Here is an 18,649-nt window from a genome sequence, read left to right as displayed (position 1 = left end):
TCATTCTCCGTCCCCTTCGCCGGCGACGCCTCCCTCGTTTGGGGGAGGCCACACGCCCCCCTTGCCCCCCACAACCTCTCGTCTAGTATCCTCCCAACTATCATAACCAGACCTAGGGAGGACGCCGTGGACGATATGACTCGCAGGACCCTGGTCACGCTGGCCGCAGGCGCCCTCGCCGCGCCGGCCCTGGCTCAGGAGGGGATCATGGTTCGGCCCAGCCGCGTGCGGCATTACGTGATCGCCGCCAAGGACCTGGACGCGACCTGCGCCCAGCTCTACGCCCTGCTCGATGTCGAGCCGACGCCCAAGCGCGAGGGTCCCGAGCCGACGCTCGCCTTCGGGTTCCGCACCCGCATGATCCGCGTGGGGACCACCCTGATCGAGGTGGTCTCGCCGATCCGCGAGCCGCACCAGCTGCACAGCTTCTTCGCCGAGCGCGGCGGCGACGGCGGCTTCATGGTGGTGATGCAGACCTATGACGACGACGCCCTGTTGGCGCGGGCCGCCGCCAACGGCCACAAGCTGGCCTTCGAGATCCCGGACTTCCGCGGCCAGCACCTGATGCAGTTCGACTACAAGACCTTCGGTTCGCGGTTCGAGTTCTACAAGTACACGCCCGAGGACAACTGGTGGGGCGATCCGCTGCACGGCGCCTACCACGACCCCAAGGCCGCCGAGGACATCGTGGGCGCCGAGGTGGCCGTGGCCGACCCGGCGGCGACAGCCAAGACGGCGGCGGCGACGTTCTTGGGCACGCTCGACGGAAACAGCGTCATCTTCGTCAATGACCGCCGCATCGCCTTCGTGCCCGCCGGCGACGGCCCCAAGGGCCTGATGGCCCTGCATCTGAAGGCCCGCGACCGGGCCCGCATGGGCCAGACCGCCACCGTGGCCAATGTGGCGTTCAAGTTCGTCTGAGGGCCCAAGAGCGTTTTCGCTTGCGTAAAAACAAAACCGGAACACACTGCCGGCGAAACGCTCTTTCTCAAGTCAGAACAAGGCCCTACCCCGACCGGGTTTTCCGGATCGGTGGGGTTCGGAACCACTGCAACAAGTGGCAAAAACTGCGGCATGCCCACACCGTCACCCCAAGACTTGGTCTTGGGGTCCCTGCGTCCGCACGCATTGAGCGGGGCAGCTCCAGCCGCAGCGCCCGGTTCAGCCGCAGCTTGGGACCACAAAGGGCACAAAGGAAAGCAAGGGACACAAAGGCGCGCTGCGCGCGCAATCTCGTCCTGACGCTCCCCTGCCTGGATCTGGAGCCCTTAGTGTCTTCGTGCCCTTTGTGTCCTTCGTGTTGAAATAGGGCCTCGCCGCCGGCGAGGCGGTGGAACCTGGACCACAGCCGTACGGCTGAACGAGGGACCCCAAGAACAAGCCTTGGGGTGACGAGGCCCGGCGCTTGCGCGCCTCAGCCGCGCGCCGCCGCGATCATGGCGTCGATCTGGTGGGACAGGATATCGATCGGCACGGCGCCGGTCTTGACCACGGTGTCGTTGAAGTCGCGCACATCGAACTTCGGCCCCAGCTCGGCGTGGGCGTGGTCGCGCAGACGGTTGATCTCGTTGTGGCCGACCTTGTAGCCGCAGGCTTGGCCCGGCGTGCCGACATAGCGGTCGATCTCGCTGGTCATGGACTGGCGGGTGCGGCCGGAATTGGCCACGGCCCAGTCGATGGCCTGTTCGCGGGTCCAGCGCTTGGCGTGCAGGCCGGTGTCCACCACCAGGCGGATGGCGCGGAAGCGCTGGGCCTGGAGGTAGCCGAGCTGGCCGGCCCAGTCGTCCTGGTACATGCCCATCTCGTCGCCCAGCTGCTCGGCATAGAGCGCCCAGCCTTCGACGTAGGAATTGAAGCCCGACATCAGCACCCGGATCAGCGGCAAGGCGCCGGTCTCGGTCAGGTACGCGCCCTGCCAGGCGTGGCCGGGAATGGTCTCGTGCCAGGTCAGGGTCGGCAGCGAGTACTTCGGCCAGTTCTTCGTGGACTTCAGGTTGATGTAGTAGGTCGAGGGCCGCGAGCCATCGAGGGAGCCGGTGTTCATATAGCCCTGGCCGGCGCCGTCCTGGATGTCGACGGGCACGCGGCGCACCTGCACCGGCGCCTTCAGCTGCAGCTTGAACTGGCTGGCGAGCTTGGGTCGCACGCTGCCGATCAGCTGGTTCAGATAGGCCAGGATCTGGTCGCGGCCGGCGTCGGTGTCGGGGAACAGGAAGCGCGGGTCATCGCCGAGCGCGATCATCCGCTCGCCCACCGTGCCTTGCGTCAAGCCATTGGCCTTGAGGATCGCGTCCATCCGCGCCTCGATGGCCTTGTTCTGCTCGAGGCCCACATTGTGGATCTCTTCGGCGGTCATCCCGGTGTTGGTGCCGGCCTTCAGCAGCCAGCCGTAATAGGCCTCGCCGTCCTTGAACCGCCAGACGCCGGCGTCGTGGCCGGACTTGGCTTGCAGGCCCTTCAGGGTCTCGTACTGGCGGGTCAGGGCCGGATAGATCTCGGCCTCGACGATCTTCGTCGCCTGCGCCGCCCAATCGCCGGCGATGCCCTTGGCCTTGGCCCGGTCAGCGAGCGAGGCGACGAAGCGGGCTTGTGCCGCCGGGACCGCCAGCATGCCCTGCAGTTGGCCCAGCGTATTGGACAGGATGAAGTCCGGGGCGATCACGCCCTGGCCGGCGTCGCGCTTCACCCGCTCGGTCTCCTGGTCGAGCTGGGTCGCCACCTGGCGCATGCGGGCCAGGAAGGCGTCGCAGTCGGCCTTGGTCTCGATGGTGTGCTGGCTGTCCAGGAACTCGGCGGCGCCAGAGTATGTCCCGCTCTGCTGGCTGACCACGTAGGGGGTCGAGGCCTCGGCCATGGCCGACGACCAGGTGTTCTCGCCATAGGTGAAGGGCTTGGCGTCCAGGCCCAGTTGCAGGGCGTAGGCCACCACCTCCTTGTTCAGCTTGGCGGCCGGCGACAGGCCTGCGTCCGGCAGGCTGGCCAGGGTCTTCAGGCCCTTGGCGCAGAAGGCGAAGGAGTCCTCGACGCCGGCCCAGGACAGGTCCGACATCTTGGACTTGCGCCAGGCATAGGCGCCCTTGTCGAGGCCGAGATTGGTGGCGAACTCCGGCGCATCGTCCAGGATCTCGATGCAGGTCTTGTCGAAGAAGGCGTTCACCGCCGCGTCACCGGAGGCGGCCAGGGCCATCTTCGGGGCGGCGGCGGCGACACCGGCGGCCGCGCCGCTCAGCAGGAGTTGGCGACGATCAAGGCACATGGGGCGCTCCGCAACAAGGATGCGCGACCCTAGGAACCTGGCCGCGCCGGCGCCAGTTACCAGACTGTAACCTGTGACGTCAGGCCTTCACGAGCGTCCGGACAAACTCGGCGTTATAGGCGTCGACCTGGGCGCCTTGACGGGCGGTTCCGGCCAGGGCTGCGTTGAACGCGGCCATGTGCGGGGTCTGGAAATGGGCCGCAAGCGCGGCGTCGTCGGTCCACTTCTCGATGATCCGCAAAAGGCCGGGATCGAGCAGGTCCACGGCGAAGGCGTAGTCGATGCAGCCGGGTTCGGCCCGGGTCGCCGTCACCATCGCCGCTGCGGGCGCCTTCAGGGCTTCGATCGCTTCGGGCGCGGCGCGCACCCAGCCTTCGACGATGATCATATGCGGCTCCTCAGGGGTCCTGGGTTTCAAGGGTCACGCCTTCGATGGCGCGGACGAGGTCGGGGCCAAAGGCGGTCGCCGGGGTCTGCAGGCCGGCGGGCGCGCCGGCCAGGGCCAGCCGGGCGCACTCCACGGCGGTCCTGGCGGTGAAGTCGTAGGCGTCCGGCCCGCGCAGGACCACGCGCCGCGCGCCCCTCTCGCCATAGGCTTCGGCCCAGACGGTGGTCCCGCCCCTGGCGCGCGCTTTCGCGTCCGGTCCCGCCGACGCGCCGGCCAGAGCCAGCTTGCGCAGAACGCCGCCCAGCGCTCCGCCGCCGATCCGCATCAAGAGGCGCGCCGCGCCCGGAAAGGTCGCATAGGTCTCGATATCCGCGGCGCTCACCGAACGGACCGCGCTGACCTGGTCCGCGCGCCAGGGATTGGTGACTACCGTCACCCGTCTGCGACCGTCCCTGAGGACCAGGCTCCGTTCACCCCCTCGCGAACTCACCGCGCCCCCGGCCCGCCGAGCCACGCCAGGGATGTGCAGGGCTGGCAGCACGGTCTCCAGGGTTCCGCGAGACGCGCCGCCGCGGGTCTCGTAAGCGATGACCAGCCGCCGGATCGCCCCCAGGCCCTGAGCCGCCAGGACCGCCGCGCAGTCCGTCGGGACGACGCCGAAGCCTACGCCTGGGAGCAGCATGACGCCGGCTCGCTCCGCCGGGTCCGACAGGTCCGCCAGCGCCGCATGCTCGGGATACTCGCCGGCCAGATCCAGATAGGCCGCGCCCGCCGCGATCGCCGCCGTGGCCAGGGCTGGCCCCGTGACGCTGAACGGTCCGGCGGCGTTCAGGAGCACGGTCACGCCCTTGAGATCCGGCGCCTCGAGGCTGAAGCGCCGGACCTTCAGGCCCAGCCGCTCGGCCATGGCCAGGACCCCGTCTCCCCGTCCCGCCAGCATGGGGCGCAGGCCACGCCGCAGCGCCTCCTCCACGATGAGCTGTCCGGAATAGCCGTTGGCGCCGTAGATCATGATCATTCACGTTTTATACGTTTTACGACCATATCGTTCAAATTGAATTTTGGACCACTGCGTCCGGCTCGGCTAGAAGGGCCTCATGTCCGCCCCTGACCGCAAGGCCCTCAGACGCGAGAAGCTGCTCGACGCCGCCGAGCGGGTGTTCGGCCAACAGGGCCTGCGCGGCGCCACGATGGAGGCCATCGCCGCCGAGGCGCGGGTGGCCAAGGCCACGGCCTACGCCTACTTCCGCGACAAGGAGGACGCCTTCCGCCTCGTGGCCGAACGCCTGGCTGGACGGCTGGCGGAAGCGGTGGAGACCGGCCTGGCCTCCAGCTCAGACCCGCGGGCGGCGGTGATCGCGGCCCTGCAGGCGAAGGAACTCATAGCCTGGCGCGCGGCCCACGCGTCAGTCCACGCCCACGACCTCCTGAGCGCCAAGACCCTGTTCGCCGCCGAAGCCTTCACACAGGCCGACGACCGGGTGCGCCGCGCCCTCGGGGCGCGCCTGGGCGAGCTGGGCGTCGACGCCGCCGACGCCACCGCGCGTCGGCTGGTATCGGCCTGCGCGGGCCTGGCGGGCGCGGCACGGGCCGAGGACGCGCTGGCCGCCGACATCGCCCATCTGGCCGGCGCCGTGCTGGCCGGGCTGGCGCCGGAGCGCAGCTGAGCCCCCTGCCGACAGGCTGCTGACAGTTTTCGGATCACCCGCCGATCATCCTCGCCCGCGGATCGCACGGAACGCCTCGCGCGCGCGAGGACGGCGGCTTTGTTCCCCGATTGTTCCTGTGTTATCTGTGAGTCCGAACACTACATTAGGCGGTCCCGCGCGTCGGCGTTGCGGGGAGAGCGTTCCAGGAAATCATGGCTGAGCAGCTGAACTTCATCCGCGTCCGCGGCGCCCGCGAACACAATCTGAAGGACGTGAGCGTCGACATCCCCCGGGGGGAGCTGGTGGTGCTCACAGGCCTGTCGGGCTCGGGCAAGAGCTCGCTCGCCTTCGACACCATCTATGCCGAGGGCCAGCGCCGCTATGTGGAGAGCCTGTCGGCCTATGCGCGCCAGTTCCTCGAGCTGATGAGCAAGCCGGACGTGGACCTGATCGAGGGCCTGTCCCCGGCCATCTCCATCGAGCAGAAGACCACCAGCCGCAATCCGCGCTCCACCGTCGGCACGGTCACCGAGATCCACGACTATATGCGCCTGCTCTGGGCGCGGGTCGGGGTCCCCTACTCTCCGGCCACCGGTCTGCCCATCGAGAGCCAGACGGTCAGCCAGATGGTCGACAAGCTGACCATGCTGCCGGAAGGCCAGCGCATCTACCTGCTCGCCCCCGTGGTCCGCGGCCGCAAGGGCGAGTACCGCAAGGAGATCGCCGAGTGGCAGAAGGCGGGCTTCCAGCGCCTGAAGATCGACGGCGAGTTCTATCCCATCGAGGACGCGCCGACCCTCGACAAGAAGTTCAAGCACGACATCGACATCGTCGTGGACCGGCTGGTGACCAAGCCGGGTCTTGAGGGCCGCTACGCCGACAGCCTGGAGACCGCCCTGCGCCTCGCCGACGGGATCGCCGTGGCCGAATGGGCCGACAAGGCCGAGGGCGAGGACGAACCGCGCCGGATGCTGTTCTCGGAGAAGTTCGCCTGCCCGGTCTCCGGCTTCACGATCTCGGAGATCGAGCCGCGGCTGTTCTCGTTCAACAACCCCTATGGCGCCTGTCCGGTCTGCGACGGCCTGGGGATGAAGCTGGCCTTCGATGGCGACCTGGTGGTCCCGGACAAGGACAAGACCCTGCACAAGGGCGCCATCGCCCCCTGGGCCAAGGGGCCCTCGCCCCTCTACACTCAGACCCTGCAGGCCCTTGCCGGCCACTACGGCTTCTCCATGGACATGCCGTGGTGGAAGCTGCCCGAGGGCGCCAAGACCGTGGTGCTCTACGGCTCCGGCTCGGAGAAGATCCACTTCGTCTATGACGACAACGCCCGCAAGTACGAGGTCAAGAAGACCTTCGAGGGCGTGCTGCCGAACCTGGAGCGCCGCTGGCGCGAGACGGACTCCTCCTGGGTCCGGGAGGAGCTGGGCCGCTACCAGTCCGAGACCCCGTGCGAGGCCTGCTCCGGCTATCGCCTGAAGCCCGAGGCCCTGGCCGTGAAGATCCACGGCACACACATCGGCGAGGTCTCCCAGCTGTCGATCAAGCACGCCTGGGCCTGGTTCAAGGGCCTGGACGAGGTGCTCACTGAAAAGCAGATGGAGATCGCCCGGCGGATCCTGAAGGAGATCAACGACCGCCTGAGCTTCCTGGTCAATGTGGGCCTCGACTACCTGAACCTCAGCCGCGCCTCGGGCACCCTGTCGGGCGGCGAGAGCCAGCGGATCCGCCTGGCCAGCCAGATCGGCTCCGGCCTGACCGGCGTCCTCTATGTGCTGGACGAGCCCTCCATCGGCCTGCACCAGCGCGACAACACCCGGCTGCTGGAAAGCCTCAAAGGCCTGCGCGACCTCGGCAACTCGGTGCTGGTGGTGGAGCATGACGAGGAGGCGATCCTGACCGCCGACTATGTCATCGACATGGGCCCGGCCGCCGGCGTCCATGGCGGCGAGGTGGTGAGCCAGGGCAAGCCCGCCGACATCATGGCCGATCCGAAGAGCCTCACCGGCCAGTACCTGTCCGGCGCCCGCGAGATCGAGGTGCCGGAGGACCGCCGGCCGATCTCCAAGAAGAAGGTGCTGCGGGTCGTCGGCGCCACGGGCAACAACCTGAAGAACGTCACCGGCGAGATCCCGGTCGGGACCTTCACCTGCATCACCGGCGTGTCCGGCGGCGGCAAGTCCACCTTCACCATCGAGACCCTGTACAAGGCCGCCGCGCGCCGCCTGCACAACGCCTCCGACGCCCCCTCGCCACATGAGCGGATCGAGGGCCTGGAGCACTTCGACAAGGTCATCGACATCGACCAGTCGCCGATCGGCCGCACCCCGCGCTCGAACCCGGCCACCTATACCGGCGCCTTCCAGCCGATCCGGGATTGGTTCGCCGGTCTGCCGGAGGCCAAGGCCCGCGGCTACGGCCCCGGCCGCTTCAGCTTCAACGTCAAGGGCGGTCGCTGCGAGGCCTGCCAGGGCGATGGCCTGATCAAGATCGAGATGCACTTCCTGCCGGATGTCTACGTCACCTGCGACGTCTGCCACGGCAAGCGCTACAACCGCGAGACCCTGGAGATCCTGTTCAAGGGCAAGTCGATCTCCGACGTCCTGGAGATGACGGTCGACGAGGCCCACGACTTCTTCAAGGCCGTGCCCAGCGTGCGCGAGAAGATGGCCACCCTGCAGCGGGTCGGCCTGGGCTACGTCAAGGTCGGCCAACAGGCGACGACCCTGTCGGGCGGCGAGGCCCAGCGGGTGAAGCTGTCCAAGGAGCTGTCGCGGCGGGCCACCGGCAAGACCCTCTACATCCTCGATGAGCCCACCACAGGCCTGCACTTCGAGGACGTGAAGAAGCTCTTGGAAGTGCTCCACGAGCTCGCCGACCAGGGCAATACGGTGGTGGTGATCGAGCACAATCTCGATGTCATCAAGACCGCCGACTGGCTGGTGGACTTCGGTCCCGAAGGCGGCGACGGCGGCGGCGAGATCGTGGGCGTCGGCAGCCCCGAACAGCTGGCCGCCAACCCGCGCAGCTGGACCGGCCGCTACCTGGCCGAACTGCTGGACCGCCACACCCAGCGCAAGACGGAGCGTCGGCGCAAGCTCGTTTCCGCCTGAGCCGCTTCCACCCCAGGTCGCGCTAAGCTAGCGTCTTCCTCCATTCTTTGAGTGATTTGGAGGACGACCATGATCTTGTACGGCGCGCCGATGCCGGCGCCGAACCCGCGCCGCGTGCGCATCTTCCTGGCGGAAAAGGGGATCGATCTCCCCGAAACCACCGTCGACATGCGCAAGCGTGAGCACAAGTCGCCGGAGTACCGGGCCAAGAACTCGCTGGGCCAGATCCCGATGCTGGAGCTGGACGACGGCACCTGCATTTCCGAGACCGTCGCCATCTGCCGCTATTTCGAGGAAACCCACCCCGAGACGCCGATGTTCGGCCGCACCGCGGTGGAAAAGGCCCAGGTGGACATGTGGATCCGCCGGATCGAGTTCACGGTGATGATGCCGGTCGGCATGTTCTGGCGTCACGCCCACCCGTTCACCGCCGCCCTGCTGACCCAGTTCAAGGATTTCGGCGAGTCGAACCGCGAGACCTATAACGGCGCCCAGAAGTGGCTGAACCGCGAGCTTGAGGGCCGCGAGTTCCTGGTCGGGGACAGCCTGACCATGGCCGACATCTGCCTGCTCTCCACCGTCGACTTCGCCGACTGGATCGGTCTGCCGGTCCTGGAGGAATACGAGCACCTTGCCGCATGGCGCGCCCGCATGAAGGCGCGTCCGAGCGCCGACGCCTAAGCGGCGTCCTGGTCCGGGGTGGGCGGAGAGACGACGCTCACCCCGATGCCGGCCCACAGAACCAGGCCCACCGAGGCCAGCCCGCCGGCCAGGGCCGCGCTGACCAGGTTCATGACCGGTCCGGGCGAGGCCAGGCTCTTGGCGCCCTGGGCCACCGTCACCAGCACTTGCAGGATCAGGGTGACCAGGCCCAGGCCCATCGCCGACAGGACGATGAAGACAAAGGTCAGGAAGACCGCCAGGCCCAGTTTCACCCCAAGACCGCGGCTCGCCGCCCAGGCCTCGCCCAGGCGCAAGGCCCGGTCGCGAACGCTGAGCGCGCCGGCCGGGATCAGGCGCAGGGCGTACCAGGCCCAGACGCCCAGCGACAGGATCGTTCCGGCCAGCAACGGCGGGGTCGGGGTCATGCGGATCAGCACGGCCAGCACCAGGACCGCCGGCGCCAGCGCCGCCACCGCGCAGACCAGCAGCCGCTGCTCGTCGCGTCCGAGCCTGACATAGGCGAAAGCCCGGTCGTCCGGCCGCGTCCAGGCGCGCAGGGCCGCGCCGGTGATCGCCAGACTGGCCAAGAGGTCGACAGCGATGGTGACGGCGTGGACGCCGGCCCCCTGCCCCGCGCCCCAGGCCACCAGCACGGTGGCTGCGGCGGACAGGGCCGCCCAGGCCATGGCGGCCCGCGGCTCACGCCGGATCAGGCTGAAGCCGTGGGCGGCCGCCGTACTTCCGGAAAAGGCGGTCACGCGCCGAGCGTCCCCTCATCGACCACAGGGCCGTGCAGCTCGCGGTAGGCGATGGCGGCCGGGGCCGCGATCACCGCGTACCAGAGCGCCGACAAGGGCGCGCTGACCAGCAGGCTGATGATGGTCAGGGGCGTGAAATAGGCGGCGAAGGAGCTCTGGTCCGGGTTCATGGCCCGCCCGGAGGCCGCGAGGTCGCCGCCATTGAACACCGCCACCAGGGCGCTGAAGATGCTGAGCGTCAGCAGGGCGATGATGAACATGTAGATCAGGGACAGGGCGTAGGCGAAGCCGAGCCGCCAGGCCATGCCATGGGTCAGCTTCCAGGAGTCGAACACCGCGATCCGCTTCTCGGCGAAGGTGATGGCCGGGGCCAGCGACAGACGCACGGCGATGAACAGCAACAGGCCCAGGAAGAAGATCTCGGCCCCGAGCCCCGCCAGCACCGCGAACTGCGGCCCGCCGACCGAGGCGATCAGGGCGACCACGCCGGCCATGAAGGTGATGGCGGTCACCACCAGCATCACCAGCACGATGTAGATCAGGGTGAGCGCGATCAGGCGCAGCTCATCGGCGCCGAACTTCAGATAGCCGAAGCCGTGGTCGGCGTGGCGAAGGACGATGCGGAACACCGCGGCCACCGTGACGCACTGGACCACCAGGCCCATGATCAGCAGCGGGCTCAATTCCTCGAACGCCTTGAGCAGCACGCCCAGGTCCGGCGCCTGGCGGTCGCCGATCACCTCAATGGCCTGGCGCGCCTCGTCACCCAGCGCAATCGTGATCGCCGCGCCAATGATGCTGACGAAAAGCGAAAATCCACACCACAGCAAAAAGGTCCGAGGATTTTCCCGCGTGACGCGGAAGCCTTCGAGGGCGACGTCAGTCGCCTTTAGGGAGGTCATTTCAATTTTCCGGGCCGACGGAAATGCCAGGCGAGTCGACCGCTTCTTCTAGCGTGGAAATTAAGGTTCGCACGGATCTAACCGCAAGGCCCGGCTCGCGATCTCATCAGATCGTTGCTAGTTAGCCACGCATGAGCATTCCCCCTATCCATGTCGTCGGCGGCGGCCTCGCCGGTTCGGAAGCCACCTGGCAGATCGCCCAGGCCGGCGTGCCCGTGATCCTGCACGAGATGCGCCCGGTGCGCGGCACCGACGCCCACCAGACCCAATCCCTGGCCGAGCTGGTCTGTTCCAACTCCTTCCGCGCCGATGATTGGACGGGCAACGCCGTCGGCCTGCTGCACGCCGAAATGCGCCGCATGGGCTCGATCATCATGTCGGCGGGCGACGCCCACCAGGTGCCGGCGGGCGGCGCCCTGGCCGTGGACCGTGACGGCTTCTCCGCCGAGGTCACCGCCCGGCTGGAAGCCCACCCCCTGGTCACCATCGTCCGCGAGGAAATCGCCGGCCTGCCGCCAGCCGAATGGGACAGCGTCGTGGTGGCCACCGGTCCCCTCACCTCGCCCGCCCTGGCCGAGGCCATTCTGGACGTCACCGGCGAGGGCCAGTTGAGCTTCTTCGACGCTATCGCCCCGATCGTGAACTTCGAGTCCATCGACATGGACGTGGCGTGGCGTCAGTCGCGCTACGACAAGGAAGGTCCCGGCGGCGACGCGGCGGCCTATATCAACTGCCCGATGACCAAAGACCAGTACGAGGCCTTCATCGACGCCCTGCTGGCCGGGCCGAAGGCCGAGTTCAAGGACTGGGAGCACGTCCCCTATTTCGACGGCTGCCTGCCCATCGAGGTGATGGCAGAGCGCGGCCGCGAGACCCTGCGCCACGGGCCGATGAAGCCCGTCGGCCTCACAAACGCCCACAAGCCGGAAGAGAAGGCTTACGCCGTCGTCCAGCTGCGCCAGGACAATGCGCTCGGCACCCTTTGGAACATGGTCGGCTTCCAGACCAAGCTGAAGCACGGCGCCCAGACCGAGATCTTCCGCATGATCCCGGGCCTGGAGAAGGCCGTGTTCGCCCGGCTCGGCGGCCTGCACCGCAACACCTTCCTGAACAGCCCGCGCCTGCTGGACCGCCAGCTGCGCCTGAAGGCTGCGCCGCGCCTGCGCTTCGCCGGCCAGGTGACCGGGGTCGAGGGCTATGTGGAAAGCGCCGCCGTGGGCCTGCTGGCCGGCCGCCTGGCCGCCGCTGAGCGCCTGGGCAAGCCCATTGAGCCGCCGCCAGCCACCACGGCCATGGGCGCCCTGGTGAACCACATCACCGGCGGCCACATGGAAGGTGGAAAGGGCTCGTTCCAGCCGATGAACATCAACTACGGCCTGATCCCGCCGCTAGAGGTCGCCAAGCGCGACGCCGACGGCCGCCGGCTGGGCGCCAAGGAAAAGACCCGCAACAAGAAGCTGGCGGTGGGCGAACGCGCCCTGGCCGACCTCGCCCGCTGGATCGAGGGCGAACCGGCGATGGCGGCCGAATAGGTCAGATCCGGCCGGTCAGCACGGCCCACAGGACGCGAGCCCGGCCGCCCAGGTCGCCGGGCTTGCGCCCCCTCGCCCTGACGCGGGCCAGGGTCCCGTGGGCGATGGCCGGAAAAGACGCGACCGACAGTCCGCGGCTGGCCTTCAGGGCCTGAGCAAGCGCCGCGTCAGCGCCATCGGCGTTCAGCCCCATGGTCCCCATCAGCCGGCCGATGGCCCAGGCTTCGCCGCCGGCGCGGGCGCGCGCCTCGTCGGCCTTGGGATCGAGGATGCGGGCCACGGTCACCGCTGCAGAGCCCCCGCTGTTTCTGGCCCAGTCCAGCGCCTCCTCCAGTTCCAGCGGCTTGGCGTCGAGCTCGCGATAGCGGACGTCGATCATCGCCTCCAGGGGCTCGCGCGGCAGGCTGTGACGGCGGATGGCGGCGGCCAGGGCCTCGGCGGTGGGATGCTTGCGCACCGGCCCCTGACCGTAAGCCTCGTCCAGCACCTCCCGCCACCAGGTCAGGCGGATCTCGCCGATCAGCGGATTGGTCGCCACCTTGGGCGCGCGGGCCAGCTCATAGTCAAAGGCGTAGACCGCCACGGCGTCGGCCCGGGCCTGGGGCTCGGCGATGAAGCGGCTGGACAGCCAGCGATCCGGATCCACCCGCTGGATCAGGGCGTCGAGATCGGTTTCAGGCGCGTCGGACATGTCGGGCTCTTACAAACCAAAAGGCCCGCCGGTGAGGCGGGCCTTCCAGTTCTAGACTGTAACGAGGATCAGCCGAAGATGGTCTGGTTCATCGCCATGGTGACCAGCATCGGGATCGACAGCAGGGTGTTGGTCCGCGAGAACAGCATCGCGGTCCGGCCGGCCTTGGCCTTGGCGTCCGCGTCGCCTTCAACGATGCCGAGCGCGATCTTCTGGTTCGGCCAGATGAAGACCCAGACGTTGAAGAACATCACGGTGGCCAGCCACATGCCGACACCGATGAAGGTGTGCTGCGGCACGGAGAAGCCTTCCAGCACGCCCAGGGTCAGGGCCTGGACGAAGTAGCCGCGGTTGATGGCCAGGATCACGCCGGCGACCCAGGTGAACAGGGCGGCCCAGCGGAACCAGAACAGCGCCGCCGGGGCGATGTACTTGGAGACGGCCGGCTTCAGTTCAGCCGGGATCTGCGCCATCTGCGGGATCTGGACGAAGTTGAAGTAGTACAGCAGGCCGATCCACATGATCCCGAACTGGATGTGGAGGAAGCGGAATACCGCCTGCCAGAAGATCGAGTCGGCCGCGCCGTTATGCGAGAAGTAGCCGCCGATCATGATGAGCGCGAGGATCGCGCTGACGATGATGGTGTCGCGAAGATTGGAAAGAAGTTTGGCCATGGATGCGCCCTCGTAAGATTCCTGCCCTGGGCGGCCAGCTATAGGGCGGTTTCGCCTACTGCGCAAAGACTTGGGTCAGATCGCGATGAGCCCGCAGGCCAGACGTCGGCCTTCAGAGGTCAAGAGGTTGTAGGTCTGGGCCGCCGCCGGAGTGTCCATGAACTCCAGGCCGATCCCGGCCTTGGCCAGGGCCTCGCGCAGGGCCTTCGGCGGCAGGGCGTTCACCCGGCCTACCCCCAGCAGCACGAACTCGACCTCGCGAGGGCCGCGCTCGAACACCTCGGCCAGACTCTCCGGCGTGATCTCGGCGAGGTTGCGCACCGGCCAGACCTTGGCCTCGTCGCCGACGATCAGGACCGAGCCCTCATGGCGCTGACCCGCGAGGCGGAAACCGCCCTCGCCGTAGGTCTCCACCATGGGGGCGTTGCGGGCCATGTCAGGGCCGCACGGTCGCAGGTTTCAGCGGGGTCGCCTCGTCATCGCCGCGCTTCACACCCCAAAGCAGGATGATCGGCAGGGCCACATAGATCGAGGAATAGGTGCCGATGATGATCCCGAACACCATGGTGAAGACCAGGGGGAACAGGACAGGCCCGCCGAGGAACAGGGCGCCGGACAGGGCCAGGATGGCCGTGGTGCCGGTGATCAGGGTCCGCGACAGACGCTCGTTCTCCGAGCGGTTGATGACTTCGCCCAGGGGCGTGGTCTTGTACTTGCGCAGGTTCTCGCGAAGCCGGTCGAAGGTGATGACCTTCTCGTTCATCGAGTAGCCGATCACGGTCAGCAGGGCCGCGATGGAGGTCATCGAGAACTCGAGCTGCATGAAGGACAACAGGCCGAGCGTCAGCAGCACGTCGTGGAGCACGGCCACCACCGCGCCCATGCCGAACTGCAGTTGGAACCGGAACCAGATGTAGGCCAGCATCAGCAGCATGGCGACGCCGAGCGCCAGGAAGCCGCCCTGCATCAGCTCGCCGGAGACCTTGGCCCCGACGGTCTGGACCTGCTTGAACTGGATCCCCGGCACGGCCTTGGTCAGCGCCTGCTTGACGGACTCGGTGGCCGCAACCGCGCTCTGCCCCTCAGTGGGACGGAAGCGGATCATGGCGCCGTTGGCGCCGCCCAGGCTCTGGACCTGGGCGTCGTGGGCGCCCGCCGCGGTGGCCGAGCTGCGCAGCACGCCGATGGGCGCAGCGCCGGGCGTGCGAACCTCGATGACGGTGCCGCCGACGAAGTCGATGCCGAAGTTCATGCCCTTGGTGAAGAAGGACGCGCCGGACAGGAGGATGAGGATCGCCGACAGGATCGCCGCGAAGGGCGCCAGGCGGACGAAGTCGAAGTGGAATTCCCGCGGCAGAATGCGGATCAGGGGCCAGGCCATGGTCGCCTCTACACGATCGGAAGGGATTTCGGCTTCCTGGCGCGATACCAGATGCCGATGAGAACTTGAGGAATGACGACGGCGGTGAACACCGAGGTGATCACGCCGATCAGCAGGGTCCAGGCGAAGCCGCGGATCGGGCCCGAGCCGAAGGCGAACATGATGACCGCCGAGATGGCGCTGGTGATGTTCGCATCGATGATGGACACCAGGGCGCGCTGGAACCCGTGGTCAAGAGCCGCCAAGGGTGTTCGTCCCGCGTGCGCCTCGTCGCGTATCCGCTCATAGATCAGCACGTCGGCGTCGATGGCCACCGCCAGGGTGAGGATCAGGCCGGCGATGCCGGGGAAGGTCAGGGTCGCCTGGCTCATCGACATGATGCCGAAGATCAGCAGCACGTTGACGATCAGGGCGAAGGCCGCGAACACGCCGAACATGCCGTAGGCCAGCACGATGAAGACGACAATCGCCGCCGCGCCAATGCCCAGCGAGATGGCGCCGGCCTTGATGGCGTCAGCGCCCAGCTCCGCGCCCACGGTCGATTGCTGTTCCGGGATCAGCGGGGCCGGCAGGGCGCCGGCGCGCAGCAGGATGGCGAGGTTGTTGGCGCTTTCCGGCGTGAAGTTGCCGGTGATGACGCCGGAACCGCCCAGGATCGGGCCGTTGATCACCGGGGCCGAGATCACCTTCTTGTCGAGGATGATGGCGAAGCGCTTGCCGACATTGTTGGTGGTCGCATCGCCGAAGCGGCGGGCGCCGACCCCGTTGAAGCGGAAAGCCACGACCGGCTGGCCGGTCTGCTGGTCAAACTGCTGGTGGGCGTCGGTCAGCATCTCGCCCGAGACCAGGGCGCGCTTCTTGACCAGATAGGCCGGCGCATAGCCGTCATCGCTGGGCAGAAGTTCGGTGCCGGGCGGCAGGCGGCCTTGCGAGGCCTCAGCCGCGGAGACCGAGTCGTCGACCATCTGGAAGGTCAGCTTGGCGGTCTGGCCGATGATGTTCTTGAGCTTCTCGGGATCGCTCTCGCCCGGCGCCTGGACGACGATGCGGTCGACGCCTTGGCGCTGGATGGCGGGCTCCTTGGTGCCCAGGGCGTCGATCCGGCGGCGGATGATCTCGATGGACTGGTCCACCGCCTTGCCGGCCTCGGCCTGCATGGCCTGCTCCACCAGGGCGATCCGGATCGTCTGGTCCGGGCCGGTATTGATGGTGGTGTCGCGGCCGCCCGACTGCAGCTGAGAGCCCACCCCGCGCCGCAGGGCGTTGAGCGCGGCGTTCACCTGGCCGGGGTCGGTGATGCGGACGTTGATCACGCCCCCCGACTGGCCCAGACCGCTGAACTCGATGTCCGCCTCGCGCAGGGCGGTGCGGGTGTCCTCGATCAGGTTGGTGAGCTTCTCGGCGCGCAGCGCCTTGGTGTCCACCTCGAGCAGCAGGTACGAGCCGCCCTGGAGGTCGAGGCCCAGGTTCAGGGTCTGTTTCGGCAGGAAGCCGGGCAGACTGTCACGCACCGACGCCGGCAGGACGTTCGGCAGGGTGAACAGCACGCCGTAGAGGACCGCGACGATGACGGCGATCAACTTCCAGCGGGAGGGGGCGATCATCCAGGGGGCTTTCTAAAAGCGGCTCAGGCTTTGGAGTCGTTGGCCGGGGCCGGTTCGCCGCGGGTGCGGACCTCGGCGATCATCCCCTTCACCACCTTGACGGTGACGCCGGTGGCGATTTCGAGGCCGACTTCCTTGTCTTCCACCCGGACGACCTTGCCGATCACGCCCGAGTTCAGCACGACGGTGTCGTTGCGCTTCAGGGCGGCCAGCATGGCCTGGTGCTGCTTGGCGCGCTGCTGCTGCGGCCGGATCATCAGGAAATAGAACAGCACGATCATGCCGATCAGCGGCAGGAACTGCAGGATCATGTCCTGAGGGCTGCCGGCGGCGGCGCCGGCGGTCTGGGCGAAGGCGGGGGTGGCGAACATGGCCTCTCCGGAAGCGCAAAGGTGCGGGACCGCAGCGGCCCCGTTTTTCAGGTCGGCGGAAGCTAAGGGTTCGCCCCTCGTTTTGCAATGGAACCGGGCTGCGGCTAAGCACGCAAGCCATGGAACATCCGCTTTCGCCCGTCCTCGCCCGCATCGCCGACGCCCTGGAGCGCCTGGCCCCGCCGCCGCCGCCCGCCCCGGACTTCGCTTGCGCACGGCTGTTCCGGCACGATCCCCTCGCGAACCGCTTTGCGCCGGCGCCGGACTATCCCCTGCCCCTTGAGTCGCTGGTGGGCGTGGAGCGGCAGAAGACCCAGTTCGTGGAGAACCTGAGCCGCTTCGCGGGAGGCCTGCCCTCGAACCATGTCCTGCTCTGGGGCGTGCGGGGCACCGGCAAGAGCTCCCTGTCCAAGGCCGCTTTCATGGCGGTGTCGGCGGATCGCGCCGACCTGAAGCTGATCGAGGTCGACCGGGACCAGGTCGCCGCCCTACCCCCGCTGTTCGACCTGCTGCGCGAGCGGCCCGAGCGGTTCGTGGTGCTGTGCGATGACCTGTCCTTCGAGGACGGCGCGGCGGCGGCCAAGGCGCTGAAGTCAGCACTGGAGGGCGGGGTGTCGGGCCCGCCGGCCAATGTGCTGTTCGTGGCCACCTCCAACCGCCGACATCTGATGCCGCGGGGCCATTCCGAGGATCGCGGCCTGATCGCCACCGCCGAGGACGCCGAGGAAGAGGTCAGCGTCTCGGACCGCTTCGGCCTGTGGATCGGCTTCCCGCCCATGGACCAGGCGACCTATCTGGACGCCGTCGAGGGCTATGCCCGCCGCTATGGCCTGGTGGTCGCCGACCTGGAGCGCCGCGCCCTGCAATGGGCCCAACTGCGCGGCGGCCGCTCCGGCCGCGTCGCCTGGCAGTTCATCCGCGATCTGGCGGGGGAGCTGGGCAAGGACCTGCCCGCGTAGCCGCGCGCGAGGGCGCGGGCGCACCGCCCCTCACCAACGTCATCCTCCGGTCCTCGCGCCAGCGAGGATCCGGGGGACCCAAGCCGATTCCCAGAACCTGACCCGCCCCTATGGGGCCCCCGGTTCGCCCTTCGGGCGCCCGGAGGATGACGCGGGTTGGGGGTGCACGCCGAACCCAGGCCTCCACGCCCGGTAGAGCGCCTATTTCGGCAGCACCAGTTCCGGGTCCACCGGCTTGGCCCGCTCGTTGGCCGAGGGCGCGTAGCGGACTTCGAAGTGGAGTTGGGGTTCGGAGACGCCGCCAGTCTGGCCGGCCTGGCCGATCTGCTGACCCTGGACGACCTTCTGCTGCATCTTCACGTCCACGCGGCCCAGGTGGCCATAGGCCGTGACCCAGCCATCGGCGTGCTTGATCAGCACCAGGTTGCCGAAGCCCGGGACCTGGTCGCCGGCATAGACCACATCGCCCGCCGCCGCGGCCCGGACGGTGTCGCCGGCCTTGGTGCGGATGTTGATGCCGTCATTGCGCTGGCCCGTGCCCTTGGGCCCGAAGTCCGAGAGGATCTGGCCTCGCAGCGGCCACAGGAACCGGCCCTTGCCGTAGGTCGAGATCTGGGAATCGCTCAGGTCGCCGGCCGGCGGCGGGATCACCGCCGGGCCGCTGGGCGTCGTCGGCCGCGGCGTGGGCGCCGGCGTGACCGGGGTCGG

The 18,649-nt window shown here is 68.2% G+C and carries 18 protein-coding genes; 6 read left to right on the top strand and 12 right to left on the bottom strand.

All coding sequences use genetic code 11. The features are described from left to right. Positions 1-126: 126 nt before the first annotated feature. Positions 127-921 (top strand): hypothetical protein, encoded by a 795-nt coding sequence (locus ACFQ27_RS14605; RefSeq protein WP_377354100.1) that lies wholly within the window; start codon positions 127-129, stop codon positions 919-921. A 493-nt stretch (positions 922-1,414) separates the two neighbouring features. On the opposite strand, the gene ACFQ27_RS14600 is transcribed toward ACFQ27_RS14605, so the two are convergent. The 3 genes from ACFQ27_RS14600 to ACFQ27_RS14590 form a co-directional block, all read right to left on the bottom strand. Next, the gene (locus tag ACFQ27_RS14600) at positions 1,415-3,256 is read right to left on the bottom strand and encodes a DUF885 domain-containing protein (RefSeq protein WP_377354099.1); all 1,842 of its coding nucleotides are present in this window, start codon (positions 3,254-3,256) and stop codon (positions 1,415-1,417) included. A 79-nt stretch (positions 3,257-3,335) separates the two neighbouring features. Next, positions 3,336-3,644 carry a putative quinol monooxygenase gene (locus ACFQ27_RS14595; protein WP_377354098.1) on the bottom strand — a complete coding sequence of 103 codons (309 nt, stop codon included), beginning with the start codon at positions 3,642-3,644 and terminating at the stop codon, positions 3,336-3,338. Between the two features lie 10 nt (positions 3,645-3,654). Beyond that, the gene (locus ACFQ27_RS14590) at positions 3,655-4,662 is read right to left on the bottom strand and encodes a saccharopine dehydrogenase family protein (RefSeq protein WP_377354096.1); all 1,008 of its coding nucleotides are present in this window, start codon (positions 4,660-4,662) and stop codon (positions 3,655-3,657) included. A 79-nt stretch (positions 4,663-4,741) separates the two neighbouring features. Here ACFQ27_RS14590 and ACFQ27_RS14585 point away from each other — a divergent pair, with 79 nt between their 5' ends. The 3 genes from ACFQ27_RS14585 to ACFQ27_RS14575 all read left to right on the top strand — a co-directional run bounded on the left by ACFQ27_RS14585 (position 4,742) and on the right by ACFQ27_RS14575 (position 9,087). Then, complete coding sequence (locus ACFQ27_RS14585; RefSeq protein ID WP_377354095.1) at positions 4,742-5,311, top strand: TetR/AcrR family transcriptional regulator; 570 nt, start codon at positions 4,742-4,744, stop codon at positions 5,309-5,311. A gap of 194 nt (positions 5,312-5,505) precedes the next feature. Continuing rightward, positions 5,506-8,406, top strand: a complete 2,901-nt coding sequence (gene uvrA, locus ACFQ27_RS14580; RefSeq protein ID WP_377354094.1) for an excinuclease ABC subunit UvrA — start codon at positions 5,506-5,508, stop codon at positions 8,404-8,406. Positions 8,407-8,475: 69 nt separating this feature from the next. Further along, positions 8,476-9,087, top strand: a complete 612-nt coding sequence (locus tag ACFQ27_RS14575) for a glutathione S-transferase family protein (protein ID WP_374346214.1) — start codon at positions 8,476-8,478, stop codon at positions 9,085-9,087. Here ACFQ27_RS14575 and ACFQ27_RS14570 read toward each other — a convergent pair. Beyond that, entirely contained in the window at positions 9,084-9,827 is a 744-nt protein-coding gene (locus ACFQ27_RS14570) for a hypothetical protein (RefSeq protein WP_377354093.1), read from the bottom strand. The two genes, ACFQ27_RS14575 and ACFQ27_RS14570, sit on opposite strands and share 4 nt — an antisense overlap. After that, a complete protein-coding gene (locus ACFQ27_RS14565; protein ID WP_377354092.1) occupies positions 9,824-10,729 on the bottom strand; it encodes a hypothetical protein in 906 nt (301 codons plus the stop codon). Before ACFQ27_RS14565 ends, ACFQ27_RS14570 begins: the two co-directional genes overlap by 4 nt. Positions 10,730-10,860: 131 nt before the next feature. Between ACFQ27_RS14565 and trmFO the strand changes: the two genes are divergently transcribed. Continuing rightward, a complete protein-coding gene (trmFO, locus tag ACFQ27_RS14560) occupies positions 10,861-12,261 on the top strand; it encodes a methylenetetrahydrofolate--tRNA-(uracil(54)-C(5))-methyltransferase (FADH(2)-oxidizing) TrmFO (protein ID WP_377354091.1) in 1,401 nt (466 codons plus the stop codon). Position 12,262: 1 nt separating this feature from the next. On the opposite strand, the gene ACFQ27_RS14555 is transcribed toward trmFO, so the two are convergent. The 6 genes from ACFQ27_RS14555 to yajC all read right to left on the bottom strand — a co-directional run bounded on the left by ACFQ27_RS14555 (position 12,263) and on the right by yajC (position 16,922). Next, complete coding sequence (locus ACFQ27_RS14555; RefSeq protein ID WP_377354090.1) at positions 12,263-12,952, bottom strand: squalene/phytoene synthase family protein; 690 nt, start codon at positions 12,950-12,952, stop codon at positions 12,263-12,265. Positions 12,953-13,020: 68 nt separating this feature from the next. Then, positions 13,021-13,626, bottom strand: a complete 606-nt coding sequence (locus ACFQ27_RS14550) for a urate hydroxylase PuuD (RefSeq protein WP_374346221.1) — start codon at positions 13,624-13,626, stop codon at positions 13,021-13,023. Positions 13,627-13,701: 75 nt separating this feature from the next. Further along, on the bottom strand, positions 13,702-14,061 hold the full coding sequence (locus tag ACFQ27_RS14545; protein ID WP_374346222.1) for an Mth938-like domain-containing protein: 360 nt from the start codon (positions 14,059-14,061) through the stop codon (positions 13,702-13,704). Between the two features lies 1 nt (position 14,062). After that, entirely contained in the window at positions 14,063-15,007 is a 945-nt protein-coding gene (secF, locus tag ACFQ27_RS14540) for a protein translocase subunit SecF (RefSeq protein WP_377354088.1), read from the bottom strand. An 8-nt stretch (positions 15,008-15,015) separates the two neighbouring features. Next, positions 15,016-16,611, bottom strand: coding sequence for a protein translocase subunit SecD (secD, locus tag ACFQ27_RS14535; protein WP_374346224.1), 1,596 nt, complete (start codon positions 16,609-16,611; stop codon positions 15,016-15,018). A gap of 23 nt (positions 16,612-16,634) precedes the next feature. Beyond that, the gene (gene yajC / locus ACFQ27_RS14530; protein ID WP_374346387.1) at positions 16,635-16,922 is read right to left on the bottom strand and encodes a preprotein translocase subunit YajC; all 288 of its coding nucleotides are present in this window, start codon (positions 16,920-16,922) and stop codon (positions 16,635-16,637) included. Positions 16,923-17,101: 179 nt separating this feature from the next. Here yajC and ACFQ27_RS14525 point away from each other — a divergent pair, with 179 nt between their 5' ends. Continuing rightward, entirely contained in the window at positions 17,102-17,941 is an 840-nt protein-coding gene (locus tag ACFQ27_RS14525) for an ATP-binding protein (protein WP_377354087.1), read from the top strand. A gap of 201 nt (positions 17,942-18,142) precedes the next feature. Here ACFQ27_RS14525 and ACFQ27_RS14520 read toward each other — a convergent pair. Beyond that, the coding region (locus ACFQ27_RS14520; RefSeq protein ID WP_377354086.1) for a murein hydrolase activator EnvC family protein at positions 18,143-18,649 on the bottom strand (507 nt) is incomplete at its 5' end.

It is taken from the genome of Phenylobacterium conjunctum (assembly GCF_042679085.1).
GTDB classification, from domain to species: domain Bacteria; phylum Pseudomonadota; class Alphaproteobacteria; order Caulobacterales; family Caulobacteraceae; genus Phenylobacterium; species Phenylobacterium conjunctum.
Note: the sequence above shows the minus strand (reverse complement) of the source record. Positions and strands in the feature narration are given on the sequence as shown.